Genomic DNA, 18,442 nt, shown 5'->3' on the forward strand with positions numbered 1-18,442 from the left:
GTCCGGCCGCTGCATCCGCGGACCGAAGCGGCGGCCGGGCGCTCCGATTCGCCCCGGATCGCCCCGTCGGTGAGCATCGAAGACCAGATTTCGACCGCGACAGGGCGCCTCGAGATCCGCAATCTATCAATGTCCATCGGTCGTTCGTTGCCTCGCTGCAACATTGCGGCGGAAAGCCGGCCAGATACCTGCCTCTCAAGCGGAACAGTGTTGATCGCACCGGGGGGCTCCCGCATGGTGCCTGGGCGCCGGGCGAATGGTCCGGGGCGGTTCGGCCACTGCCCCGTGCGGGAGGGCTGAGTTGGCGGGGATAAGAGTGGCGTGGATCGGGTCCGTCAGGACCCGGGTGGCACAGTCGTTCACCCCAAGGGTCTCGAAACTTTGGAGGTCTCGATGAGGCTCGTTAAGAGCTTACTGCTCGGGTCTGCGGCTGGTCTGACGGTCGTGGCTGGGGCTCAGGCGGCTGATCTGCCGATCAAGAAGGCAGCGCCTGTCGAATACGTGCGGATCTGCTCGGCCTACGGCGCCGGCTTCTTCTATATTCCGGGCACCGATACCTGCCTTCGCGTCGGCGGCCGTGCCCGCTTCGAAGCGAACTACGTGCAGCCGCTCAATCGCAACACCGGCAACGGCGATCTCACCGGCTACCGCGGCCTGGGCCGTCTCAACCTCGACGCCCGCACCCAGACCGGCTACGGCACCCTGCGCGCCTTCGTCCGCTTCGAGATCGCCAGCCGGACCGGCGGGTTCTTGCGGTCGGGCACCCAGGAGCGCATCGGCAACGCCTTCGGAGCGACCGGTATCGACACGACGGGCCGCGTGCAGCAGTTCGTGAACGTCGACAAGGCCTTCATCCAGTTCGCCGGTCTCACCGCCGGTCGCGCCTCGTCGTTCTTCGACTTCTACGCCCACGACTTCGAGATCATCACCGGCACGCTCGGCTCGGACGTCTCCTCCACGAACCTGCTGGCCTACACGGCCACGTTCGGCGAGGGCTTCTCGGCCACGATCTCGATGGAAGACCCGAACTTCCGCAAGACCCCGCTGTTCGGCGGCGCCGGCACCACCTTGGCCGCCATCACCGGCGCCCCGTCCGCCGCTGCGGGCAACTTCGCTCCGATCCTGGTGACGGACGTGAATGGCGTTCCGATCGGCGTCAACTTCGCCGACGTGATCCAGCGCACGCGCTTGCCCGACTTCGTCGGCGCCCTGCGCTATGACGCGGCCTGGGGCTCGGCCCAGGTCTCCGCGGCGGTCCACGAGCTGAACGCGGGTAACAACGCGCTCACCGCTGGCGCCAACACGTTCGCCGCGCTTCCTGCGGGAGTCGCCGGGTTCCTGCCCCCCACGGCGGCGCCCGCTGGCCGCGTGCAGACCGAATACGGCTGGGCCGTGCAGGGCGGCCTGAAGGTCAACCTGCCCTTCATCGCCGCCGGCGACGCCCTCTACCTGCAGGGCGCCTACGGTGAGGGTTCCCAGCTCTACACCGGGTTCTCCAACTACAACGGCAGCTACGCGCTCTCGAACAACGCGGTCGCGGGTCTCTTCAACCAGTACTATGCCGATGCCGTGGTCAACCCGGTCACGGGCCGGATGACCCTGTCGACGAGCTGGACGGTTGCCGCCTCCTACCTCCACTACTGGACGCCGGAGTGGCGCTCGGCCTTCTTCGGCTCCTACGGCGAGATCAGCTTCGACAAGAACGCCCGTTTCAACAACGCGCTGTTCGGCGTCGCCGGCCTGCCGACCCCGACGACGGCGGCGGGCATCGCGGCCCTGGCGATCAGCCCGGTGTTGCGCGACAGCAACGAGCTGGTGGCGGGCGCGAGCCTGATCTGGTCGCCGGTGAAGGACCTCGATATCGGCGTCGAGGGCAACTACATCCGCCAGGCCGTCAACAGCGGCCGGGTGATCAACCCGAACAAGGCCGTCAGCCCCACGGCCGGGAACTTCGGCGGCGCGCTGACGCTGGCCAATGTCGCGGCCACGCCGACCGTGTCCTCGCAGGACACGTTCAACATCCGCATGCGCGTCCAGCGCGACTTCTGATCGGCCGGACACGACGTCAAGAGGGGCCCCGGGACATCCCGGGGCCCTTTTCCGTTGGCGGCCTCCCTCGCCCCGGCCGCCGCGGCGGGCTATGGCTCGGGCATGGCCGATCCGCTCTCCCTCGCCCAGCAGGCCGTCGCGGCCCATCGCGGCGGCGACCACGCCCGCGCGGAGACCCTCTACCGCGCCTTCCTGGCGCGCGAGCCGGACCATCCGGTCGCCCTCCACCTGCTCGGCATGCTCCTGCACGAGCGCGGGCGCACCCGCGCCGGCCTGCCGCTCCTGGAGCGGGCCGCCGCCCTGCAGCCGGGCGATCCCGAGGTGCTGAGCAACCTCGCGGTGGCGCTCCAGCAGGTCGGCCGCGTCGCGGAGGCGGCCCAGGCGGCCGCGCGCGCGGTCGGCCTCGATCCGCGCAATCCGGCCGCCCACGGCAATCTCGGGGCGGCCCTCCTCGCCCTGCGGCGCCTCCCGGAGGCACGGGAGAGCTTCGCCCGCGCGCTCGCCCTGCGGCCCGATCCCGGCACCATCGGCAATCTCGGCCTCGCGCATCTCGAACTCGGCGAGGCGCAGGAGGCGGCCGCCTGCTTCCGCGCCGCCGTCCGGGACGCGCCGGAGGCCGCGCAGGGCCACGTGCATCTCGGCAACGCGCTCCTGGCGCTCGGCGAGCTCCCGGAGGCGCTGGCGAGCTTCGAGGCGGCCTGCGACCGCGATCCCGGCCACGGCCGCGCCCTGTCCATGCGGGCGCATCTGCGCCAGGTGCTCTGCGACTGGTCCGGCCTGGCCGCCGACCGGGAGGCGCTCGCGGCGAGGCCCGAGCCGTGGCGGGCCGAGGACCCGCCCGCGCCCTTCGCGCTCCTCGCCCTCATCGACGATCCCCGGCTCCAGCTCCGCCGCGCCCGCGCCCACGCGGCGACCTTCGCGCCGCCGACGACCGCGGCGCGCCCGAAGCCGCCGGCGCCGGGAGGGCGGGCGCGACTCGCCTACCTGTCGCCGGATTTCCGCCAGCACCCGGTCGCGGCCCTGATGGCGGACGTGATCGCGGCCCACGACCGGTCGCGGTTCGAGGTCTTCGCGCTCTCCTACGGGCCCGACGACGGCGGCGCCCTGCGGGACCGGATCCGGGAGGGGGCCGACCACTTCGCCGACCTGCGCGAGCGCGGGGACGCCGAGGCCGCCGCGCTGATTCGCGAGGCCGGGATCGACGTGGCGGTCGACCTCGCGGGCTTCACCACCCACGCGCGGCCCGGGATCCTGGCCTCGCGCCCGGCGCGGCTGCAGGTGAGCTACCTCGGCTATCCGGGCTCCACGGGCGCGCCCTGGATCGACTACACCCTCGGCGACGCCTTCGTGGCGGACGGGGGCGCCCTGCAGGAGGCCTTCTCGGAGGCGCTGGTGCAGCTCCCGGGCTGCTTCCAGGCGAACGGCCTGCGCCCCCGGCCGGGGCCGGACGACGGGAGGGAGGAGGTCCGCCGCGCCGACCACGGGCTTCCCGAGACGGGACTTGTCCTGGCCTGCTTCGGCAGCCCCTACAAGCTCACCCCGGAGGTCTTCGCGGTCTGGATGCGGGTGCTCCAGGCCGTGCCCGACAGCGTGCTCTGGCTCGTGGCCGAGCACCCGGCGGCGCGCCGCAACCTCGCGGCGGAGGCGGGCCGGCACGGCGTCGCGGCCGAGCGCCTCGTCTTCGCGCCGCGGGTCGCCTACGAGACCTACCTCGCCCGGATGCGCTGCGCCGACCTCGTCCTCGACACCGTCCCGTACAACGGCGGCACGACCGCGAGCGACGTGCTCTGGATGGGCGTGCCCCTGCTCACCTGCGCCGGGCGCAGCTACGCGAGCCGCATGGCCGGGAGCCTGCTCCACGCCCTCGGCCTGCCCGACCTCGTCGCGCCCGACCTCGCCGCCTACGAGCGCGAGGCCCTGCGCCTCGCCGCCGATCCGGCGGCCCTCGCGGTCCTGCGCGGGCGGCTCGCCGCGCGCCTCGCGGCCGGCCCCGCGCTCTTCGACCCGGTGCGCTTCACGCGGGGGTTGGAGGTCGCCTACGGACGCATGCTGGCCCGGGCCGCGCGGGGCTTGAGGCCCGCGGGCTTCGCGGTCGAGGCGGAGTCCTGATTCGGGGCCGGCCGCCTTGCTCAAGCCCCAAAGCGGGCGCACAGGATTTGAGTGCGCGCCCCGGCGCGCAGCGTCGAGGTGATGCGTGTCGGTTCGCGCCATCGGCTGGCTCGCCGGTCTTCCCGTTCTGATCGCCCTCGGGGCCGGCGCGGCGGGCCTCGCCGAGGCGCGGCTCGACGCGGTCCTCAGCCGGCCCGCCGCCGCGGTGGCGGCGGCGAGTCTCGGCGAGACGGCGGAGCCCTGGCTCACCGTCGAGCGGTGGGGGCGCGACCTCGTGGCGAGCGGCGACGCGCCGACGGGCCCTGAGCGCGACGCGGCCCGCGACCGGCTCGGCGAGATCCCGGGCCTGCGCCACCTCGTCGACCGAATCGGCACGGTCTCCCAGCACTCTCCCTTCGTCCTCACCGTCGAACGCCGCGACGGCCCCGGCCTCGCGCTCAGCGGCGACCGCCCCGCCGAGATGCGGCGCGACACCCTGGAGGCCCAGGTCGCCGCCGGCCTCGGACCCGACGCGACGCTGCGGGACGAGGCGCACGCGGCCCGCGGCGCCCCGCCCGGCGTCGCCGCGGCGGCCGCCTTCCTGGCCGCCCAGGCGGCGCGCCTCGCGCCCGGCGGCACCGCGACCCTGCGCGACCGCACCTTGAGCCTGCGGGGCGAGGCGGCCTCCGTCGCGGATCACGAGGCCCTGCGCGCGGCTCTGGCAGCCCCACCGGAGGGCTTCACCCTCGGCGCGATCGCGGTCGCCCCCGCCCTGGTGCATCCCTTCGCGTGGTCGGCGACGCGGCGGGCGGATGGCGGCATCCGGCTCGACGGCTACGCGGTCTCGGAGGCGGACCGGGCCGCGATGCGGGCGGCGGCCCGGGCCCTGGCCGAGGGCGCGCCGGTGGAGGATTTCCTGCGCATCGCCCGCGGGCTGCCGGCCAGGCTCGACCCGCGCGGCCTGATCACCCGGGCCTTCGCGGCCCTGGCGCTCCTGCGCGAGGGCACGGTCGCCCTCGACGGGGCCGCCCTGACGGTGCGCGGCGCGGCCATCGACGCCCAGGCGGTGCGGGAGGCCGACGTGCTGACCACCGGCAGCCTGTCGGACGGGCTCGTGCCCGGCCGGGCCGAGCTGACGGCGAGCCCCGTCTCGCCCTACCGGGTGGCGATCCGCCGGGAGCCGGCGACGGTCACGCTGACCGGCCACCTGCCCGACGCCGAGACCCGCGCGGCGCTCCTCGCCGCCCTGCGCCCGCTCCTGTTCGGCGAGCGGATCGTCGACCGCACGCGCCTCGCGGACGGGGCGCCGGACGGGCTGCTCGCGGCGCTGCGGGCCGCGGTCCCGCCGCTCGCGCAGCTCGCCCGCGGCGAGGTCGCCGTCAGCGACCGCGACCTGCGCCTCAGCGGCGAGAGCCTCTACCCGGAGAGCGCCCGGCGGCTCACCGCGGCGGCCCCGGGTCTCGCCCCGCCGGGCTGGCACGCCTTCGGCGAGGTGCGGGCCAAGGACGCGCCGCCCCTCCTCGACGCGGCGGCCTGCCGCGCCGCCTTCGCCGAGCGCACCGCCGGCCGCGAGGTGCGGTTCGCCCCCGGCAGCGCGGCGCTGCAGCCGGGCTTCTATCCTGCCCTCGACGATCTCGCGTCGCTGGCCCGCCTTTGCCCGGAGGTCCGGATCGAGGTGGCGGGCCACGACGATCCCCCGGCCGCGGCGGCGAGGCCCGCCGGGGAGGCCGTGAAGGATGCGGCCAAGGACACCGCCAAGGACACCGCCAAGCCAAAGGATGCCGGGAAGGACGCGGCCAAGCCGGCGCCCGGCGGCCCGGCAGCCAAGGGGCCGGCCGCCGCGAAGGCCGCGAAGGACGAGCGGCCGCCCGATCCTCCCGAGCCGGACCTGCCGCTGCCGCAGCGCCGGGCCGCCGCCATCGTCGATTACCTGCTGAAGGCGGGGGTGCCGGCCGAGCGCGTCGCGGCCGTGCCGGGCGAGGCGGCGCGGCGCGCCGTCGCCTTCGCGCTGCGCTCCTGACGGCCGCGATGGACGTGCTGATCGCCAGCCTCTGGCCGTTCTGCGCCGCCGCCCTGCTCGTCGGGGGAGCAGTCGGCTGGTTCGCGGGACGTCCGACGGGGCGGGGCGCGCGCGTCTCTGCCCTCGCGCTGGCGCTGCTGACCGCAGCGGCGGTCGGGGCCGCGGCGAGCGGCTTGGTGCCCGGACGGGCGGGCCTCTGGGTGGAGATCGCCGCCCTGCTGCTGGTGCCCTACGCCGCGGGCTGCGCGCTCGGGGCGCTGCCGAGGGCTCGGTCGGCCTGACCGCCCGGCCCGGCGGACGGGTGCCCCGGACGCGCTGCGAGTCGCGCGTTGGTCACGCAAGTCTTGGCGTTTCCCGTGCCGGCAACGCGCGCGTCGCCGCGATGGTGTCGAGGCACGGGATCGCGCCCCACATCGGCGATCAGCTTGCGGACATGACGCGGATCGGGACGGCGCTCCTCGGGCTCGCGAGTGTCGGACGCGCGATCCTCGCGGCGGTGACGCCGTGCCCCGCGCGACCGCTCTTTGCCGATCGCCAGGCCATCGATCAGGCGAGTCGTCTCCCCTGCAATGACGCCGATTCGCCAAGCCTCTGGCTTGGTGTCCAAAATTCGAGATGGTCAACGGCCCCGTCGATCTCGGGCCTGCCCGAGATCGAATCGATGCGTCAGCATCCTGGGCCGTTGGTATGAGCGGCGTTCCCCGCGGGGGAGTCCTGATCCGGGTGCCGGGCCTCGGCCGCTCCCCGAGTCTGGGCTTGGCGGAGCGCCGCCACCTCCCGGCGCAGGGCGGCGACCTCGCCCTCGATGCGACCGATGCGCCGGTCTCCGATCTCCTCGGGCGTCGCCGCCAAGGCCGCCTCAACGGTGAGGAGCCTGTCCCAGGCCCGGCGCCAGAGAGTGGAGGGGTGCTGCGTCGCCGTCATGGAAGCCTCCTGGTCGATCGTCGGTTCGGAGTGGGGGACCGGGTCATCGCGCGGGAGCGGCCGGGATGCGCGAAGAGGGGAGGGGACCGGGCCGGGCCACAAGCGCGCGGAGCGCGAGGCCGTGCAGCAGGAGAGCCAGCGGAACCATGAAGCCCGGGATGAAGGCGTAGGGGAACAGGCCCATCGCGACGGTCGGCACCTCCGCGTTGAGGAGGTGGAGCGGTCCGGGCGTCGTCAACACGGCCCTCGCCACGACGTTGAGGAGCGAGAGGACGCCGAGGAGCGTCCAGGCGAGGGCGAGCCGCCGGCTGGCCTCCCCGCGCGGGGCGATCCAGGCGGCCACGGGTGCCGTGAGGCCCACCAGCACCTCGACATTGCCGCCCTCGAGGGTGAGCAGGTGCGGTGCGAGGCCGGCCTGCACGAACAGGTGGATCGTCCCTTCGACGCCGACCCGGAAGGTCTGCAGCCCGAGCAGGACCGGCACCGGCACCGACTGGGCGAGGCGACCGCCCGCGGGCGACAGGGCGAGGAGCAGGATGCCGAGGACGGTCGGCCCGGCGACGAGGAGGAGCCCGGGCGGCCGCAGCGTCGGGTCGAGGGTGATGCCGAGGGCGCCGAGCGTCCCGACGAAGGCGAGCCAGAAGGCGAGCGTGCCCACGGCGAGGATCCGGTCCCGGCCGGCCAGGAAGCGGAGGGCGATGCCGGCCAGGAGCGCCGCCAGGGCGACGACGTAGCCGAGGAACAGCGCGTCGCGGATCGGGGTCATGTCGCTCTCCTCTCATTCTCCGGCGGGCGAATAAGCTGCATATGCAACAATTGGATCACGCGTCAGGCGGCCGCCCCGAACAGGAGGCGGTTCCCGATGTCGGTGAGTGTCGCGGCGCCCACCTCGCCCAGCAGCGCGTTCGCGCGCGCCTGGGCCGCGCGCCACGGGGCGAGCGCCTCCGCGAGGAGGCGCGCACCCGGCGCGGCGGCTTGCACGAGGCGGCCCTTCCCGTCGCGGCCGGGCACCTCCTCGATCCAGCCCTCGCGCAGCATGATCCTCAGGTTGCGCGTGAGCGTCGATCGGTCCTGCTGATTGATGCGCCCGATCTCCGCCCGCCGCGCCGGCCCGAGCTTGGCGATTATCACCAGGAGCGCGAATTGCGACGCCTGGATTCCGAACGGCCTGAGGGCGTCGTCGTAGATCGCCGTGACGGTCCGGGCGATCAGGCGCGTGCGTGTCAGGACGCAGTGCCGGGCGATCTCCTCGACGATCTCGGGGGACATGGCCGCTTCCCTTCGCGATGGAAATTGCTGCATATGCAGCTAATTGTCAAGGGCCGGCGAGAGGGCGGGCCTCACCGCACTCGCCAGAGCGCGCTCACCAGCACCAGGTTGACCAGTGCGAGCCCGGCCACCAGCGCCAGGGCGGCCGGGGCACCGCTCCGCGCCAGGACGAGGGCGGCGAGGGAGGGCGCGAGCGCCTGGGCGACGAGGTTCGGCAGGGCGAGGCGCCCGAGCAGCGGCGCGTAGCGGCCCGGCCCGAACAGCGCGAGGGGCAGGGTGCCCCGGGCGATCGAGTAGACGCCGTTGCCGGCGCCGTAGAGCGTCAGGGCGAGGGCGGGAACCGGGAATCCGGTCCCCAGCAGCACCAGCCCGACGGCGATCAGGCCCATCGCCGCGCTCAGCGTCCAGATCGGGTGGTGGCGGCCGCGATTCGCCATCTCGACGAGGCGGGCCGCGACCTGCGCCGGGCCGACCAGCGCGCCGAGGGAGACGGCCGCGGCGAGGGAGGCGCCCTGCGCCTGCAGCAGGGTGAGGAGATGCACCGAGAGGATCGCCGTGGTGGCCCCGCCCAGGGTCAGGATGCCGGCGAGGAGCCGGAAGGCCCGCCGCTCGCGGGGCGAGAGCGCGGGATTGCCCGGCGGCCCGGCGGCCGCGTCCGGCTCCGGCCGGGGCGGCGCCGGGGGCAGGACGAGCAGGATCAGCGGCAGCGCCACGAGCAGCAGCAGACCCGCGTAGGTCAGGCATGTGCCCCGCCAGCCGAGATGCGCCACCAGGAAGGCGGAGAGCGGCCAGCCGACCGTGCTGGCGAAGCCGCCCCACAGGGTCAGCGTCGCGATGGCCGGCCGCGCCTGCGCCCCGTAGAGACGCCCGAGGGTGGCGAAGGCGGCGTCGTAGAGGCTCCCGCCCATGCCGGCGCCGAGGATCAGCCAGCCGAGCACGAAAACCGGCAGCCTCGGCGCGGCGCCGAGCACGCAGAGGCCGAGGGCCAGCACCGCGACGGCGCCCGCCAGGACCGGCCGCCCGCCGGCCTCGCCGATGGCGCGGCCGATCCGGGGCGAGACCAGCCCCGAGACGAGCAGCCCGGCCGAGAGACCCCCGACGATCCAGGGCAGCGGCCAGCCGGTCTCGGCCGCGATCGGCGGCGCCAGCACGGTGAGCAGGTAGTAGGAACTGCCCCAGGTCAGGATCTGCACCACGCCCAGGGCGCCGACGACGGCGCGGCGGCTGCGCGCGCCGCGGGGCTCAGGCCTCACGGGAGACGGGCGCGAGCGCCTCGGTTCGGGTTCCGTCCTCCTTGACGAAGGCGCCCCGCTGCGGCGGCAGGAGAGCGAGCACCGCCTCGGACGGCCGGCACAGGCGCACGCCTGTCGGGCTCACCACCAGGGGGCGTTCGAGCAGGATCGGATGTGCCTCGATCGCGTCGAGGAGCTGGTCGTCGGTGAGGGCCGGATCGCCGAGGTTCAACTCCGCGTAGGGCGTGCCCTTCCGGCGCAGCACGTCGCGCACGCCGAGGCCGGCGCGCGACAGCAGCCGCACCAGCAGCGCGCGGGCGGGCGGCGTCTTCAGGTACTCGATCACGTGCGGCTCGATGCCCGCATGGCGGATCATCGCCAGGGCGTTGCGGGACGTGCCGCAGGCCGGGTTGTGGTAGATCACGACGTCGAACGGCTCAGGCATGGGCTGCGTCTCCCGCGGGGCAGAGGCCGGCGGCCAGGGCTTCGACGGCGGGGGTGCAGACCTCCGGACGGCCCCGGCAGCAATCGCGCATCAGGAAGGCGATCAGATCGCTCAGCGCCGGATAGGCCGCGCTGTAGAGGATCGAGCGGCCCTCCCGCCGGGACCGGACCAGCCCCGCATGGCTCAGTTCCTTGACGTGGAAGGACAGGTTGGTGCCGGACACGCCGACCGTCGCCGCCAGCATGCCGGCCGCGAGGCCCTCCGGGCCCGCGGTGACGAGGGCGCGCAGGATGCGCAGGCGGTGCTCCTGGCCGAGCGCCGCGAGGGCGGCGACCGCTTGCCGCTCGTCCATCATCGGTGCAATATCTCAAACATTCTTGAAGTATGAATGAGCGCGGATCCGTGAGCAAGAGCCTGCCGCCCGACCCCTCCGCCCGCGACGGCTTCCCGGCCTTGAGCGCGGCGCATGTCGTGGTGCCCTCGGCGGCGCAGCTGCGGGCGGTTCGGGATCTCGCCCACGCCCCGCGTTTCCTCATCCTGTACGGCTCCCTGCGGGAGCGGTCGTTCAGCCGCTTCCTGGCCTACGAGGCCGCGCGGCTGCTGGAGGCGATGGGCGGCGAGGTGCGGATCTTCCACGCCCACGGCCTGCCCCTGCCCGACGATGCGACCGCCGACCACCCGAAGGTCCGGGAGTTGCGCGACCTCTCGCTCTGGTCCGAGGGCCAGGTCTGGGTCTCGCCCGAGCGGCACGGCACCCTCACGGGCGTGATGAAGAGCCAGGTCGACTGGCTGCCGCTCAGCGAGGGCGGCCTGCGCCCGACGCAGGGGCGCACGCTGGCGGTGATGCAGGTGTCGGGCGGCTCGCAGAGCTTCAACGCCGTGAACGCCCTGCGGGTGCTCGGCCGCTGGATGCGGATGATCACCATCCCCAACCAGTCCTCGGTGCCGATGGCCTACCGGGAATTCGACGAATCCGGCCGGATGCGGCCGGGGCCGCTCTACGACCGGGTGGTGGATGTCTGCGAGGAGCTGATGAAGTTTACGCTGCTCACCCGCGAGCGGGCCGACCACCTGGTCGACCGCTACAGCGAGCGCAAGGAGCGCGACCCGGAGCGGCTCGCGTCCGTGGCGGCCGAGATCGGCTTCTCGAAGCGCCCGGACTGACCCGCCCTACGACACCGCCTTGAGCTTGTCGGCCATGCTCTGCGCCTTGTCGCGGCGCGAGCCGAAGACCATCGTGTAGAACACGCGCTGCACCCCGAGTTCGGCGAGGCGGGCCTCGCACTGCTCGATCACCCGGCAGATGTCGGCGAGGTCGCCCTCGATGTTGGTGCCGTTGGCGTGCATCTCCGCGGTGACCGGGCTCGCTTCGAGGATCGCCTTGATCTCGCGCACGTAGGGCGAGACCGAGGGGCCGACGCCCATCGGGACGATGCAGAGATCCGCCACGACCTTCATGGTGCTGGTTCCTCCATGCGCGCCCGGCCAACGCCGCGGCCGCCCGAGGGTTCTGGCAGGGCCGTGGTGCCGGGGGAAGCGGCGGACCTGCGGGTGGGGCGATCTCCAACTTTCCCTAAGGCGATCGTGTGCACCGATCTTTGTCGCCACCGCATCAGTTGAGCGGATCTGGAAGGCACGACATCCTCATGCTGAGGTGTGTTGCTGCCACCCTCGTGGTTTGATGCTGGGACTCATCATCGCTGGGCTCGATCGAATCTGCTGATCTTCAACCGCCTTGGCGCCGATCGAGCCTTGTGAGGCCATGCGAGCGGTCGCGCAGCCGGTCCGGCCGAGCGATCACGCAGGCCCGAACCGGACCCCGCGGACCGATCAGTGGGGCCGCGTCACCGGGTGGCGGAGGATCGGCGTGCCGTTCCACAGCACCACCACCTCCCTGAAGCTGCGGTGATGCTCGCGCTTCTTGAAGCTCACCGGATGGCGCACGGAGGGCTCGCCCTCGTCCGGGCAGCGCGCCCCGCGCAGACACAGGACCAGGGCGTCGGGGCCGATCTCCGGCAGGATCGCCTCGGCGAGGTAGACCGGACCGGACCCGGGCGGGGTCTCGACCTCGCCCGTGACGGTGAGGAGGGGGATGCTGCCAGCTTTGCCGGTGGTGCTCTCGAGGGCGGCCCACCCGCGGCTGCGCGGGAGACGCGTGGACATAACGAGGTGCCTTTGGCCGAAGGGCCATAGGCGAGAGGTGGGGATCCGGGCCGCGGGCCGACGTGCCGGATCGCACCCGGCGCGCGCGTCAGCGGGCGCCGCGATGCAGGTCGCTCTCGATCAGCAGCGCGCTGCGGCCCTCCAGCCGGCTGCGGTAGACCTGCAGGTTCTCGGTCACCCGCTGCACGTAGTTGCGCGTCTCCGTGAACGGGATTCGCTCGACCCAGTCCACCGGGTCGACCTTCGGGTCGCGGGGATCGCCGTAGGCCTCGATCCACTTGCGCACGTTGCCCCCGCCCGCGTTGTAGGAGGCGAAGGCGAGGATGTAGGAACCGCGCCAATCCTCCATCAGCTCGCCGAGATGGGCCTGGCCGAGCCGGGCGTTGTAGGCCGGGTCGCTGAGGAGGCGGTCCGCGTCGAAGGCGGCGCTCACCCGCCGCGCCGTGCGCTGGGCGGTGGCGGGCATCATCTGCATCAGCCCGCGCGCGCCGACCCCGGACTGCGCCCTGGGATCGAACTGGCTCTCCTGCCGGGCGATGGCGAAGACCATCGCCTTCTCGACCTGCGGCACCGCCGAGAAGGCCTCGTAGGCCGGGATGCCGTTCACCGGATAGGCGTGGCGGTCGAGGGGCAGGCCGCGCTGCACCGCGACCTTGCCGAGCGCCACCAGCGCCCGCGGGTCGTTGTCGGCCATCGCCACGTCGCCCAGCGCGTCGAGTTCGGCCGGGTCGTTCAGCCCGTTGGCGAGGTCGATGTAAAGGGGCAGCGCCTGCTCGCGCAGGCCCGCCGCCGCCAAGAGCCGCAGGGCCCGGATCGCCGGGCGGGCCGCGAAGGCCGCGCGCGCCGCTTCGTCGAGGACGGCCGGGCTGCGCAGGGCCAGCGTCTCCTCGCCGAGCTTCGCCCGGGCGAGCTGCCCGTAATAGGCGATCGGCTGCGCGGCGGCCGTCCGGTAGAAGGCCCGGGCCTGCTCGGGCCGGTCCAGCGCCTCGGCGGCGCGGCCCTGCCAGTAGGCCGCCCGGGCGATCGAGATCGGCGTCTCGGCGATGGCGGCCGCGTTGGCGAAGTGGGTCGCGCCGAGCGCCGCGTCGTGGAGGAAGCGCAGGGCGATCCAGCCGGCGTGGAACTCCGCCTCGATGCGCTTGTCCACGGCGCGCGCGCTGTGGCCGGCCACGACCGCGTAGGCGGTCCGGGCATCGCCGAGGTCGAGGAGCTTGCGCGCCACGATGCGCCGCTCGACCCACCACTCGTCGGGATCGACCAGCACCTCCGGGTTGCGCGGCGCGGCCGCGAGCACGGCGGCGGCCTCCGCGGGCTTGTCGAGCCGGCGCAGGAGCTGGGCGCGGGAGAACAGGGTGGAGGAATCGCCGCGCAGGCTCGGCGGCACGGCGTCGAGGAGCTTGGCCGCGGCGGACGACTTGGCCTCGACGGCGCGGCGCGCCCGCACCAGGGTCGCGTAGCTCTTGCCCGCGTAGGTGGCGGCGCGCCCGGCGCTCTCCCAATCCTCCTTCATCAGCGCCCGCTCCATGCGGGCGCGGTGGTCGATCTCGGTGAGGACGCCAGGGAAGGCGTCGAGCACCTTCGTCTCCAGGCTGCGGCCGAACAGGTCCTCGCGCCACAGGGCGCGCACCTGCGCGGCCGCGTCCGCGTCGAGCCCGTCGGCCTTGAAGGCCAGGGCGAGGGCGAACTTGCCGGGCGGGCTCGCGGGCCGGCGGGTGGCGAAGTAGGCGCGCACCACGCTCGGCGGCTTGCGCTGGATCAGCAGCGCCTCCTCGATCCGCCGCCGGACCACCGCGCCGACCGGCCAGTCCGGGTTGTCGCGCACGAAGCCGACGATCCGTTCGAAGCCGATCGCGGTGCCGGCGCGGATCGCCACCCAGTCGAGGAGGGCGCGGGCAGCCGGGTCCGCGAAGGCGTCGCGCTGGCGGTCGCCCTCCTCGATCCGGCCTTGGCGGTAGGCGTCGATCGCGCTGCGCAGGGCCGGGACATCCACGTCGACGGCGGGCGGGGGCCGGCCCGGATCGGGCACGCTCGGCACCGGCGCCGCGGGCGTCACGGCGGCGTCCGGGGCCGGGAACGGGATCGGCACCGACGGGTCCGCGGAGGCGTAGGCCGTGGCGGAGGCGGGCAAGGCGGCGGCCGGGCTCGCGCCGGCCGGGCCGCTGCCCGGGACCCGCTCGGCGAGCGGGGAGGGGGCCGGGAGCGCGTCCTCCGCGCTCGCCGAGGCGCGCAGAGCCCCCGCCACCATCGTCCCGGTGGCGGCCTCGCCCTGGACCTCCGGCCGCGCGGAGACCTCGCCCTCGGGATCCGCGGCGCGGACGGCCGGCCCGCACAGGAGGGCGAGCGCCGACCCGGAGGCGAGAAGCGTGAGGACAGCGAGGCGGCGCCGTCGGGGCGAAAGCTCCATCGTCGTCGTTCCCCTAAGCGAGAGCGGACATGCCATCGTGGAAGCGGGGCGTTAAGAAGGCATTAACCGTGAGCGGAGCGGTTTGCGCCCGCGCGGCGGAGCGCCTATGTGTCGATCGACGCGGCGTGGCCGCCGCGGCCCCGTTCGGGCGAGGAACCCCATGACGTCGATTTCGCAGCGCCTGAGAGGATCGCTCACCGCCCTGGTGACCCCGTTCCGGGACGGTGCCTTCGACGAGGCCGCCTTCCGGCGCTTCGTGGCGTGGCAGATCGAGAACGGCACCCACGGCCTGGTGCCGACCGGCACCACCGGCGAGAGCCCGACGCTCAGCCACGCCGAGCACGACCGCGTGGTCGAGGCCTGCGTGGACGAGGCCGGCGGCAAGGTGCCGGTGGTCGCCGGCGCCGGCTCCAACTCCACCGCGGAGGCGGTCGAGCGCGCCCGTCATGCGGAGAAGGCCGGGGCCGACGCGGTGCTCATCGTCACGCCCTACTACAACAAGCCGACGCAGGAAGGGCTGTACCAGCACTTCAAGGCGGTGAACGACGCGATCGGCATTCCCATCCTGATCTACAACATTCCGGGCCGCTCGGTGATCGACATGAGCGTCGACACCATGAAGCGCCTGTACGAGTTGCCCAACATCGCCGGCGTGAAGGACGCCACCGCCAACGTGGCCCGCGTCAGCCTCCAGCGCCAAGCGATGGGAGAAGACTTCATCCAGCTTTCTGGCGAAGATGCGACGGCGCTGGGATTCATGGCGCATGGCGGCCACGGCTGCATCTCGGTGACCTCGAACGTGGCGCCCCGCCTCTGCGCGGACTTCCAGGAAGCCTGCCTGTCGGGCGAGTACCGGGCGGCCCTGCGCGTGCAGGACCGGCTGATGCCGCTCCACACGAACCTCTTCCTAGAGACGAACCCGTCCCCGGCGAAGTACGCTCTCGCACGCCTCGGCCTGATGGAGGCGGAGGTGCGCCTGCCCCTGGTGCCGGTCGGGGAGGGGACCCGCCGCGCGGTCGACGAGGCCCTGCGGCACGCCGGCCTCGCCACCGCCTGACACCGCAATCGTGACGCGCCGGCCTCGTGGCCGGCGCCGGAGAAGAGCCCGTCGATGGCCCCGAAATCGGATCCCGCCCGCCGCGTCGTCGCCGACAACCGCAAGGCCCGCTTCAACTACGAGATCACCGACACGGTCGAGGCGGGGATCGCGCTCACCGGCACCGAGGTGAAGTCCCTGCGCGGGGGCAAGGCCACGATCGGGGACGCCTATGCCGGCCCGTCCGGCAACGAGTTCTTCCTGTTCAACGCCTACATCCCGGAATATCTCGAGGCGAACCGCTTCAACCACGAGACCAAGCGGCCCCGCCGCCTGCTGCTGCACCGCCGCCAGATCAACAAGTTCCTGGGCGCGACGCAGCGCGAGGGCTACACGGTCATCCCGCTGAAGATCTACTTCAACGAGCGCGGCCGGGCGAAGGTCGAACTGGGGCTCGGGCGGGGCAAGAAGCTCCACGACAAGCGCGAGACCGCCAAGGAGCGGGATTGGCAGCGCGACAAGGCGCGCCTGATGCGCGCCAAGGGCTGACCGGGCGGCGGAACCATTCGGCGCCTTGGCGGTTCGACAGGACCGCCACGTGACCCGAGGTGAGATGATGCGGCCCGTCCGCGCGCTCCTGCTGACCGGAACGATCCTCCCCGCCCTCCTGATCCAGCCGCTGCCCGGCCGGGCCGATCCCGAGCCCGCGGGACGCCTCAGGCTGGCGCAGGCCGGGCCGGATCGCGGTCCGGACCACGGCCCGGAGCGGGGCGAGCGGCCCGGCGGCCGGCCGGAGCGCGGCCCGGGTCCCGAGCGGCCGGAGCCCCGCGGGCCCGCCCCCGAGCGGCCCGCCCCGCCCGCCGAGCGCGGAGAGCGCCCGCCCCGTCCGGAGCCGCGGGAGCATCCCCCCGAGCGGCCGGAGCCCCGCGAGCGCGGCCCCGAGCGGGCGCCGACCCCGGCCGAGCGTCCGGCACCGCCGCGCGAGCGCGCGCCCGAGCGCGGCCCTGCGGAGCGACCGGCTCCGCCCGCGGAGCGCCCCGCGCCGCCACCCGAGCGCCCGGCGCCGCCCCGCGGCGAGCGTCCCGAACCCGCCCGTCCCCCGGCGGCGCCGCCGGCCCGCGAGCCCGCGCCCCCGCAGGCTCCGGCCGTTCCGGCGCCGCGCGACGAGCGTCCGCGGCCGCCGGAGGCCCCGCCGCCCCGGCCGCCGGAAGCGCCTCGCCCACCCGCTTCACCCGATCGACCGAATCAGGCCCGGCCCGCGCCGCCGGCACCGGGCGAACCGGCGGTGCCGCCGCGCGAGCCGGGACCGCGGGGCGAGCGGCCGGGCGAGCCGCGCCCGGGCCGGCCGGGTGCGCCGAACGAGGCTCCCCCGCCGCCGCCGCCGGGCGCGCCCGGACGGCCCCAGCCGGGACAGGCCCTGCCGCCCGCCGCACCCGGCCGGCCGCCGAACGAGGCTCCCCCGCCGCCGCCGGGCGCGCCCGGGCGGCCTCAGCCGGGACAAGCCCTGCCTCCCGCCGCACCCGGCCGGCCGCCGAACGAGGCTCCTCCGCCGCCGCCGCCCGGAGCGCTGGAGCGTCCGCAGCCCGGCCAGCCCGTGCCGCCCCCGCCCCCGCCTGGCGGACCGGGCAGGGAGGGCCGCGATCTGGATCGCCGCGACTTTCTTCCCGGCGGCGGCCGGCGCGACGACCCGGATTTCGTGCCCGGCGGCTTCCGGCGCAGCGACGTGGACGTGCGCAGCTACGACGAGGTGCGGCGCGAGCGGCGCGAGTACAACGAGGGCGGCCGCCTCTACATCCGCGAGCCCGGCCGCGTGATCGTGCGGGACAACGACCGCTACTTCATCCGCCACGACGAGACCGAGCGCTTCCGCGAACTCGACCGCAACGCCCGCATCGAGCGCCGCGGCGGCGACGTGGTGACGATCATCGACCGCCCCGGCGGCGACCAGATCGTCACGGTGGTGGACGAGGACGGCCGGCTGCTCCGCCGCACCCGGCGGGCACCGGACGGACGCGAGGTCGTGCTGATCGACAACACCTTCGAGGGACGGCCGCGCCTGATGGAGCGCGACGTCGTGGTGCTGCCCCCGCCCGACATCCGCATCCCCCGCGAGCGCTACGTGGTGGAGGCGGAGCAGGCGGATGAGGGCCTGATCTACGAGACCCTCACCGCGCCGCCGGTGGCGCCGGTGGAGCGCCGCTACACCCTCGACGAGGTGCGCTACAGCCCGACCCTGCGCGCCCGCATGCGCAGCGTCGACATCGATACGATCACCTTCGACAGCGGCTCCTGGCAGGTCGCGCCCGACCAGGCCCGGCGCCTCGCGGTGATCGCCGACGCGATCAACCGCGCGGTGCAGCGCAACCCGCAGGAGGTGTTCCTGATCGAGGGCTACACCGACGCGGTGGGCAGCGACGTCGACAACCTCTCGCTCTCCGACCGGCGGGCGCAGGAGGTGGCGACGGTGCTCACCCGCGACTTCCGGGTGCCCCCCGAGAACCTGACCACCCAGGGCTACGGCGAGCAGTACCTGAAGGTGAACACCCAGGAGGCCAACCGCCAGAACCGCCGGGTGACGGTGCGCCGGATCACGCCGCTGATCCAGCAGCAGCAGGCCGGGCGGCAATAGGGAGCGCTTGATCGGAGAGGCGCACCCTCTTCCACCCTTTTCCGGGCGCATGAAGCGACAGCGGAATGCGACCCGGAAACCAGCGCAAGACTCCGCGAAGCGGCCGTCTGTCAGCAACGTTGCCGACAAGCGGAGCCGCTTCGCGGCGATCCATCATCTGGTCTCCGGATCTCCTTCCGCTGT

General features: G+C 74.2%; 17 protein-coding genes. 8 read left to right on the forward strand and 9 right to left on the reverse strand.

The features are described 5' to 3' along the window. The first annotated feature begins 393 nt into the window (after window positions 1-393). The 4 genes from ACW9J6_RS19885 (at window position 394) to ACW9J6_RS19900 (ending at window position 6,438) form a co-directional block, all read left to right on the forward strand. Entirely contained in the window at window positions 394-2,049 is a 1,656-nt protein-coding gene (locus ACW9J6_RS19885; RefSeq protein ID WP_457118238.1) for a porin, read from the forward strand. Window positions 2,050-2,103: 54 nt separating this feature from the next. Next, window positions 2,104-4,158 carry an O-linked N-acetylglucosamine transferase, SPINDLY family protein gene (locus ACW9J6_RS19890; protein ID WP_457118239.1) on the forward strand — a complete coding sequence of 685 codons (2,055 nt, stop codon included), beginning with the start codon at window positions 2,104-2,106 and terminating at the stop codon, window positions 4,156-4,158. A gap of 85 nt (window positions 4,159-4,243) precedes the next feature. Next, on the forward strand, window positions 4,244-6,157 hold the full coding sequence (locus tag ACW9J6_RS19895; RefSeq protein WP_457118240.1) for a flagellar motor protein MotB: 1,914 nt from the start codon (window positions 4,244-4,246) through the stop codon (window positions 6,155-6,157). Between the two features lie 8 nt (window positions 6,158-6,165). Further along, window positions 6,166-6,438: a hypothetical protein gene (locus tag ACW9J6_RS19900; RefSeq protein ID WP_457118241.1), complete on the forward strand. Its 273-nt coding sequence runs from the start codon at window positions 6,166-6,168 to the stop codon at window positions 6,436-6,438. A 385-nt stretch (window positions 6,439-6,823) separates the two neighbouring features. On the opposite strand, the gene ACW9J6_RS19905 is transcribed toward ACW9J6_RS19900, so the two are convergent. The 6 genes from ACW9J6_RS19905 to ACW9J6_RS19930 form a co-directional block, all read right to left on the reverse strand. After that, window positions 6,824-7,081 (reverse strand): hypothetical protein, encoded by a 258-nt coding sequence (locus ACW9J6_RS19905; protein WP_457118242.1) that lies wholly within the window; start codon window positions 7,079-7,081, stop codon window positions 6,824-6,826. A 43-nt stretch (window positions 7,082-7,124) separates the two neighbouring features. Further along, complete coding sequence (locus tag ACW9J6_RS19910) at window positions 7,125-7,847, reverse strand: hypothetical protein (protein WP_457118243.1); 723 nt, start codon at window positions 7,845-7,847, stop codon at window positions 7,125-7,127. Between the two features lie 62 nt (window positions 7,848-7,909). Then, entirely contained in the window at window positions 7,910-8,350 is a 441-nt protein-coding gene (locus ACW9J6_RS19915; protein WP_457118244.1) for a MarR family winged helix-turn-helix transcriptional regulator, read from the reverse strand. A 71-nt stretch (window positions 8,351-8,421) separates the two neighbouring features. Further along, the gene (locus ACW9J6_RS19920) at window positions 8,422-9,603 is read right to left on the reverse strand and encodes an MFS transporter (RefSeq protein ID WP_457118245.1); all 1,182 of its coding nucleotides are present in this window, start codon (window positions 9,601-9,603) and stop codon (window positions 8,422-8,424) included. Then, window positions 9,593-10,027, reverse strand: coding sequence for an arsenate reductase (glutaredoxin) (arsC, locus tag ACW9J6_RS19925; RefSeq protein WP_457118246.1), 435 nt, complete (start codon window positions 10,025-10,027; stop codon window positions 9,593-9,595). The genes ACW9J6_RS19920 and arsC overlap by 11 nt, the downstream gene beginning before the upstream one ends. Then, complete coding sequence (locus tag ACW9J6_RS19930) at window positions 10,020-10,379, reverse strand: ArsR/SmtB family transcription factor (RefSeq protein WP_457118286.1); 360 nt, start codon at window positions 10,377-10,379, stop codon at window positions 10,020-10,022. Before ACW9J6_RS19930 ends, arsC begins: the two co-directional genes overlap by 8 nt. 50 nt (window positions 10,380-10,429) lie before the next feature. On the opposite strand from ACW9J6_RS19930, the gene arsH reads away from it, so the two are divergent. Continuing rightward, window positions 10,430-11,191, forward strand: coding sequence for an arsenical resistance protein ArsH (arsH, locus tag ACW9J6_RS19935; protein ID WP_457118247.1), 762 nt, complete (start codon window positions 10,430-10,432; stop codon window positions 11,189-11,191). Between the two features lie 6 nt (window positions 11,192-11,197). On the opposite strand, the gene ACW9J6_RS19940 is transcribed toward arsH, so the two are convergent. The 3 genes from ACW9J6_RS19940 to ACW9J6_RS19950 all read right to left on the reverse strand — a co-directional run bounded on the left by ACW9J6_RS19940 (window position 11,198) and on the right by ACW9J6_RS19950 (window position 14,594). After that, the gene (locus tag ACW9J6_RS19940) at window positions 11,198-11,485 is read right to left on the reverse strand and encodes an MTH1187 family thiamine-binding protein (RefSeq protein WP_457118248.1); all 288 of its coding nucleotides are present in this window, start codon (window positions 11,483-11,485) and stop codon (window positions 11,198-11,200) included. Between the two features lie 372 nt (window positions 11,486-11,857). Beyond that, entirely contained in the window at window positions 11,858-12,190 is a 333-nt protein-coding gene (locus ACW9J6_RS19945) for a hypothetical protein (RefSeq protein WP_457118249.1), read from the reverse strand. A gap of 88 nt (window positions 12,191-12,278) precedes the next feature. Further along, window positions 12,279-14,594, reverse strand: a complete 2,316-nt coding sequence (locus tag ACW9J6_RS19950; protein WP_457118250.1) for a transglycosylase SLT domain-containing protein — start codon at window positions 14,592-14,594, stop codon at window positions 12,279-12,281. Window positions 14,595-14,754: 160 nt separating this feature from the next. On the opposite strand from ACW9J6_RS19950, the gene dapA reads away from it, so the two are divergent. The 3 genes from dapA (at window position 14,755) to ACW9J6_RS19965 (ending at window position 18,259) form a co-directional block, all read left to right on the forward strand. Then, window positions 14,755-15,651 carry a 4-hydroxy-tetrahydrodipicolinate synthase gene (gene dapA, locus ACW9J6_RS19955; RefSeq protein WP_457118251.1) on the forward strand — a complete coding sequence of 299 codons (897 nt, stop codon included), beginning with the start codon at window positions 14,755-14,757 and terminating at the stop codon, window positions 15,649-15,651. A 54-nt stretch (window positions 15,652-15,705) separates the two neighbouring features. After that, window positions 15,706-16,179 carry an SsrA-binding protein SmpB gene (smpB, locus tag ACW9J6_RS19960; RefSeq protein ID WP_457118252.1) on the forward strand — a complete coding sequence of 158 codons (474 nt, stop codon included), beginning with the start codon at window positions 15,706-15,708 and terminating at the stop codon, window positions 16,177-16,179. A 67-nt stretch (window positions 16,180-16,246) separates the two neighbouring features. Then, on the forward strand, window positions 16,247-18,259 hold the full coding sequence (locus tag ACW9J6_RS19965; protein ID WP_457118287.1) for an OmpA family protein: 2,013 nt from the start codon (window positions 16,247-16,249) through the stop codon (window positions 18,257-18,259). The last annotated feature ends 183 nt before the right edge of the window (window positions 18,260-18,442 follow it).

The organism is Methylobacterium sp. JK268, from assembly GCF_054052225.1.

What these genes read in the sequence shown, in the direction of transcription:
- ACW9J6_RS19885 (WP_457118238.1), top strand. Translation starts at nt 394, where the DNA reads ATGAGGCTCGTTAAGAGCTTACTGCTCGGGTCTGCGGCTGGTCTGACG.
- ACW9J6_RS19900 (WP_457118241.1), top strand. Translation starts at nt 6,166, where the DNA reads ATGGACGTGCTGATCGCCAGCCTCTGGCCGTTCTGCGCCGCCGCCCTG.
- ACW9J6_RS19905 (WP_457118242.1), bottom strand. Translation starts at nt 7,081, where the DNA reads ATGACGGCGACGCAGCACCCCTCCACTCTCTGGCGCCGGGCCTGGGAC.
- ACW9J6_RS19910 (WP_457118243.1), bottom strand. Translation starts at nt 7,847, where the DNA reads ATGACCCCGATCCGCGACGCGCTGTTCCTCGGCTACGTCGTCGCCCTG.
- ACW9J6_RS19915 (WP_457118244.1), bottom strand. Translation starts at nt 8,350, where the DNA reads ATGTCCCCCGAGATCGTCGAGGAGATCGCCCGGCACTGCGTCCTGACA.
- arsC (WP_457118246.1), bottom strand. Translation starts at nt 10,027, where the DNA reads ATGCCTGAGCCGTTCGACGTCGTGATCTACCACAACCCGGCCTGCGGC.
- ACW9J6_RS19930 (WP_457118286.1), bottom strand. Translation starts at nt 10,379, where the DNA reads ATGGACGAGCGGCAAGCGGTCGCCGCCCTCGCGGCGCTCGGCCAGGAG.
- ACW9J6_RS19940 (WP_457118248.1), bottom strand. Translation starts at nt 11,485, where the DNA reads ATGAAGGTCGTGGCGGATCTCTGCATCGTCCCGATGGGCGTCGGCCCC.
- ACW9J6_RS19945 (WP_457118249.1), bottom strand. Translation starts at nt 12,190, where the DNA reads ATGTCCACGCGTCTCCCGCGCAGCCGCGGGTGGGCCGCCCTCGAGAGC.
- ACW9J6_RS19950 (WP_457118250.1), bottom strand. Translation starts at nt 14,594, where the DNA reads ATGGAGCTTTCGCCCCGACGGCGCCGCCTCGCTGTCCTCACGCTTCTC.
- dapA (WP_457118251.1), top strand. Translation starts at nt 14,755, where the DNA reads ATGACGTCGATTTCGCAGCGCCTGAGAGGATCGCTCACCGCCCTGGTG.
- smpB (WP_457118252.1), top strand. Translation starts at nt 15,706, where the DNA reads ATGGCCCCGAAATCGGATCCCGCCCGCCGCGTCGTCGCCGACAACCGC.
- ACW9J6_RS19965 (WP_457118287.1), top strand. Translation starts at nt 16,247, where the DNA reads ATGCGGCCCGTCCGCGCGCTCCTGCTGACCGGAACGATCCTCCCCGCC.